The sequence below is a fragment of the Nevskia soli genome, assembly GCF_903970205.1.
GTDB lineage: Bacteria > Acidobacteriota > Terriglobia > Bryobacterales > Bryobacteraceae > Bog-113.
The window spans coordinates 1-5,154 of record NZ_CAJCHS010000058.1 but is presented as its reverse complement, the minus strand read 5'-3'; the positions used below and the strand labels follow the sequence as shown (position 1 = coordinate 5,154).

Sequence of the window (5,154 nt, the reverse complement as noted above, 5' to 3'; positions counted from 1 at the left end):
GGGCAAATTTGGGGGTAAGTTGTTGAGGGGTGGGGAGATTGGGTTTTGGAAAGTTTGTGTTTGGGCGCGCACCGCGATATTCGCAGGAGTTGCCGGTTTCGTCGAACGGCGTAACATCGGTAGCGACCAGGAGTTATCCTCGCGACACTACTTCCTAAAACAAGAACGGACCAAAGCGGATGTTACCGATTCGAGAGGCTACCCTGGTGGGGCAGTTACACCGTTTACGGGGACGACCCCGACGCGGGATATTCTGTTTTCAGCACGGGACGCGCGGGATCAACCGGGCTGCCTCCGGAAGTAAGAATTTCACCAGAGCGTCCGGAAGCAGAACTCAACGTGCGCCTTCCTCCGAGAGCCGGATTTCTGCACGTCAACCTGACCAATCGCAGCACCGTTGTTATGCTGGACGCGGAAGGCGCATCCGTACGTTTAGCCGCAGGGAACGCCTTTTCGCTAAGTGAACAGTCTGAAGCACGCAACCAACGATTGAGGTCGACGGGGTACTGTTCCGAAGGTGACTCCACACAGGCCGCCGGTACTCATCGTCAAGGCAGTAACTTAGCGCAAACCGCCCGAGGCCTGAATTAGTTGGCCCGTTACCCAACGAGCGTCATCCGTGGCCAGAAAAGTAACTAGGTCCGCGATATCCTGGGGAGTCCCGGCGCGGCCGAGGGGAGGTCTGGCTACCAGGTACAACCTTTCGACGCGCCTGTCACGACGGTTGTGGTCTCACCGTCCGGAGGATGCAGCCAACTCCGTCTTCCCCGCCGCGGCGTGTTCGATAACTGCTGCAACTTCGTTCGGACAGGAGAGCATCGCGACGTGGCTTGAATGCACTACTGTCGTATCCGCGTTGATGTGATTCGCGATACTCTTCTCATACTCCGGCGCGATCATGTGATCGTTGCTCGCGACCACGTACCAGCTGGGCTTTGAGTGCCAGGCGGCCGACGGGATCTTGGCCCCGAAGATGGAGGCCGGCGCCGGCGGCTGCGTAGCGATAAGGATCTGCTTCTCTTCGGCGGTGAGATCCGGGGCGAAGTGTTGGGCGTAACCTGCCGGCGTCAGAAGAAGATACCCGTCACCACCGAACGGCCGAAGTTCATCGAGACCGGCCGGCTTGGGAAAATCCTTGCCCGTGTCGCCGACTGCCTCGTCGTTGTTCGGGGCGAATGCCGCGACGTACACAAGACCAGCTACCTTGGGGTCATTGCCGGCTTCCGTAATGATTGCGCCGCCGTAGGAATGGCCGACCAGGAGCACGGGGCCGTCCTGAGCGTCGATCACCCGCTTGGCCGCCGTGACATCATCCGCAAACCCGGTGAACGGGAGATGAACGGCAACCACGTGCAGACCCTTCGCCTGTAGCTTGGGAATGACCTTGTCCCAACTGGACCCGTTGGCAAAAGCGCCATGGACTAAAACGACATTCTTTACGGCTTGCGATGCAAGAGTTTGTGGCATTGCGTCTCCTTTACTCCGAAGCGCAACGGACGCGGGAAGCGCTCCGTTTGCGCGACTCACTCACAAGAGATTCGTCCTTCTTCGTATGGATTCAACATTCGTCGCACCGAACGGGTCCGCGGGAGGATCCGGCATCACGCTTCAACGAGCGCGGACAATCTGGTTATGGACCCAGCTACCATTCGACTGGCGCAAAAGCCGGATCACATCGAGCTTGCAAAGATGCGCGCTTCACTTTGGCCCGAGGCGTCATTCGCGGAACACTTGAGAGAGCTGGAGAACGGTCCTGTTAGCTCGCTGCCCTTCGCGAGCTTTGTGGCGCATTTCGCCGAGGGCGGCCTCATTGGTTTCGTCGATGTCGGACTGCGTTCTCATGCGGATGGCTGCGATCCGGCACGACCGGTCGGCTTCATCGAAGGCTGGTTCGTCGATCCTTCTTTCCGCAGGCGCGGCATCGGCGCGGCACTGATCGGAGCGGCCGAAGGTTGGGCGTGTAGTCAGGGCTGCATCGAGATGGCATCGGATACCTGGATCGATCACGAGGAATCCGAATTGGCCCACCTTGCACTCGGTTTTGAAATCGTGGACCGCTGCATACACTTCCGGAAGAAGCTTTGACTAGGACGGGCGTTCTATGGGCCACTTCGCGGGAAGCAATGGAACAGTCTGTTCGTCCCGTGAGGAATTATCAGAGTCAAGAAGGGATCGCATTAGATGGGTTTCTACGGATCAACGGAGATTTCGTCGTTCGAACCGCGTTGGGCATTACCGATGAGCCCGGCGTATATAAGACCGGTTATTGGGTGGCGCCGAAGTTCGCAGGACAGGGCTTCGCCACGGAGGCGGCGAACGGCGCGATTCGTTGCGCGTTCGGCTACCTTGCCGCGACAGCGATCAGTAGGGGGTACTTCGAAGGTAATGAGGCTTAGCAGACGAATCGTGGAAAAACTGGGGTTTGAGAAACTCGGCGTCGCTTACGGAAAGGCTACACGATGACTCGATGGGCTAGCAGCCCGTGATAGTAACCGCTCCGTCACCGTCGCGGCTCTGTTACCCATGTCCTCGAACGAACATAACGTACTGATTCTACTGAGCCGCGCACGCGAGTAAGCCAGGATGTCTCCGAGAGACATCGGAAGTAATGAAAATCACGCGTGGAGCGTGATTTTCGACGGAGCTGTGCTTTTTCGTGCGAGCGGTGTAATATCCTCCCATGTGGCTAAAGCTTGGGGGCCGGAGGTAAGTGCCTTCTTTAGGTCTGCGGGCGCATCGTGGACCACGCCGGTGGAAATTTCCCTTCGCGACACGGATGTCTCACCCCTCCGCGACAAAATAGAAACAGCGGGACCTTCCCAGACATCTTACAGAGGGACTAATGGAGACGCGCGATAAGCTGAAAATCCTTGCCGACGCCGCGAAATATGACGCGAGCTGCGCTAGCTCCGGCTCTTACCGTAAGCGCGCAGAATCCGGACTCGGCAACACCGAAGGCATGGGTATTTGCCACAGCTACACGCCCGATGGCCGCTGCGTTTCGCTGCTCAAAGTTCTGCTCACCAACTACTGCATCTACGATTGCAGTTACTGCGTTAATCGAATCTCAAGTGACACGCGCCGGGCTCGATTTACTCCAGGCGAAGTCGCGCGGCTCACCCTTGAGTTCTACAAGCGCAATTACATCGAAGGCTTGTTTCTTAGTTCCGGCGTGATTCAGGATGCCGACTACACGATGGATCAGCTCATTCAAGTCGCGCGTACGCTGCGCGAAGAGCATCTATTCGGCGGTTACATCCACTTGAAAGCGGTTCCCGGGGCTTCGCCGGACGCGCTGCAACTTGCCGGTAAGTACGCGGATCGCCTGAGCGCCAACATCGAGCTAGCCCGCGAGAATGATCTTATCCAACTCGCGCCCGCTAAGTCGCATACGGAAATCGAGCAATCGATGCAACAGATCCGCTATCGATTCCTTGAGGCGAAGGACAGTAAGAAGCACTTCGCGCCCGCCGGACAAACCACGCAGATGATCGTAGGAGCGACTCCCGCGACCGACGCGGAGATGCTCGCGAAAGCGTTGTCACTCTACGACACGCACAAGCTGCGCCGCGTCTACTACTCGGCGTTTAGCCCGATCCCGCATGGCGATCCCACGCTACCGGCGCAGCATCCCCCGCTGATCCGCGAACATCGACTGTATCAAGCCGATTGGCTGATGCGCTTCTACGGGTTCGATCAAAGCGAAATCACCACTGCCGCGGAACCCAATCTCTCACTTCAGCAGGACCCGAAACTTTCGTGGGCGCTTCGCAATCGCGCCTTCTTTCCGGTTGATGTGAACGCGGCCTCGCGTGCCGCGCTCCTCCGTGTTCCCGGATTAGGCCTTCGCAATGTCGATCGCATTCTTAGCATCCGCCGCTATCACCGGCTTGACTTCGACGATCTGAAACGGCTGCGTGTCTCGCTGACCAAAGCGCAACCGTTCCTCACGGCAGCAGGTCCGAACCGGGCCGCGCGTCTGCTCGATACGCAACGTTTACCGGACCAGGTCACGCCGCCCGAACAGCTCAATCTTTTCGAATCCGCCGCAACCGCGCGAACCGGCGAACTGTAATGCTCGAAGTCGTCTTCGAACCCGATTTCCCCCACTGGCGCGACCAGGCCCGCCGTCTGCTCGCCAACGACGCCGCACCCGATAGCATTCTCTGGTCCGAATCGCAGGGCAGCCAGGCGTCGCTCTTCAGTGAGCCGGCGGAACAACCTGCGCCATCGGCGAGATCGCCGCGCGTTCCCAAGGCTTTCCTCGATCTCGCGGAGCTGGCCGCGTGCCACCGCGACCCGGACCGCTGGCCGCTGCTCTACCGCGTCCTTTACCGCCTCACGCACGGCGAGCCGAAACTCCTGGCGATCGATAGCGACCCTGATATCCTGCGCCTGAAGCAGATGCATCATGCCGTCGGCCGCGACATGCATAAGATGCGCGCGTTCGTCCGATTTCGCAAAGTCACCGACGCGGAGGGCGATCGCTATATCGCGTGGCACCGCCCGGATCACCACATTGTTGAAGCCAATGCGCCGTTCTTCGTGCGCCGCTTTGGCGCGATGCGATTCGCTATTCTCACGCCGGATAAGAGCGCGTTCTGGGATCTGACGCATTTGACCTTCGGACCCGGCGTGGCGAAGAACGAAGCTCCGCAAGACGATGCGCTCGAACAACTCTGGCTCGATTACTATGCTTCGATCTTCAATCCGGCCCGCGTCAAAATCAGCGCGATGAAGGCGGAAATGCCGGTGCGTCACTGGTCCACAATGCCTGAGACCGCATTGATCCCCAGCCTTGTCGCGCAAGCCGATTCCCGAGTTACGCAAATGGCCAAACAACAACCTGATTCAGCCGCACGCTTCATTCCGGCCTCGCACTCACTCCATGTCCTGGCTGAAGCCGCGCGCGCCTGTCAGGGCTGCGATCTCTACAAACACGCCACGCAAACCGTGTTCGGCGAAGGACCGGCGCAGGCTCGCGTCATCCTGGTCGGCGAACAGCCGGGCGATTCCGAAGACCTCGCCGGCAAGCCGTTCATCGGTCCCGCGGGACGCCTGCTTGATCAGGCGCTCGAAGAAGCCGGCGTCGATCGCAAGCAGGTTTACGTGACCAACGCGGTCAAGCACTTCAAGTTCGTCGAGCGCGGCAAG

Annotated in this window: 5 protein-coding genes and 1 pseudogene; 4 read left to right on the top strand and 2 right to left on the bottom strand. The window is 59.1% G+C overall.

Translation table 11 applies throughout. From position 1 onward, the window contains the following. Window positions 1-561 precede the first annotated feature (561 nt). Window positions 562-693 (bottom strand): annotated as a pseudogene (locus tag H1Y01_RS02975) (SDR family oxidoreductase); the annotation flags it as partial. A 39-nt stretch (window positions 694-732) separates the two neighbouring features. Then, window positions 733-1,467 carry an alpha/beta fold hydrolase gene (locus H1Y01_RS02970; RefSeq protein WP_180538615.1) on the bottom strand — a complete coding sequence of 245 codons (735 nt, stop codon included), beginning with the start codon at window positions 1,465-1,467 and terminating at the stop codon, window positions 733-735. 165 nt (window positions 1,468-1,632) lie between these two features. Between H1Y01_RS02970 and H1Y01_RS02965 the strand changes: the two genes are divergently transcribed. The 4 genes from H1Y01_RS02965 to H1Y01_RS19680 form a co-directional block, all read left to right on the top strand. Continuing rightward, complete coding sequence (locus H1Y01_RS02965) at window positions 1,633-2,085, top strand: GNAT family N-acetyltransferase (RefSeq protein ID WP_180538613.1); 453 nt, start codon at window positions 1,633-1,635, stop codon at window positions 2,083-2,085. Between the two features lie 38 nt (window positions 2,086-2,123). Further along, window positions 2,124-2,396 carry a GNAT family N-acetyltransferase gene (locus H1Y01_RS02960; protein ID WP_180538611.1) on the top strand — a complete coding sequence of 91 codons (273 nt, stop codon included), beginning with the start codon at window positions 2,124-2,126 and terminating at the stop codon, window positions 2,394-2,396. 446 nt (window positions 2,397-2,842) lie between these two features. Next, window positions 2,843-4,075, top strand: a complete 1,233-nt coding sequence (locus H1Y01_RS02955; protein WP_180538609.1) for a putative DNA modification/repair radical SAM protein — start codon at window positions 2,843-2,845, stop codon at window positions 4,073-4,075. Then, window positions 4,075-5,154 (top strand): TIGR03915 family putative DNA repair protein (locus H1Y01_RS19680; RefSeq protein WP_180538608.1); only part of this gene is annotated, 1,080 nt, incomplete at its 3' end. The genes H1Y01_RS02955 and H1Y01_RS19680, both read left to right, overlap by 1 nt.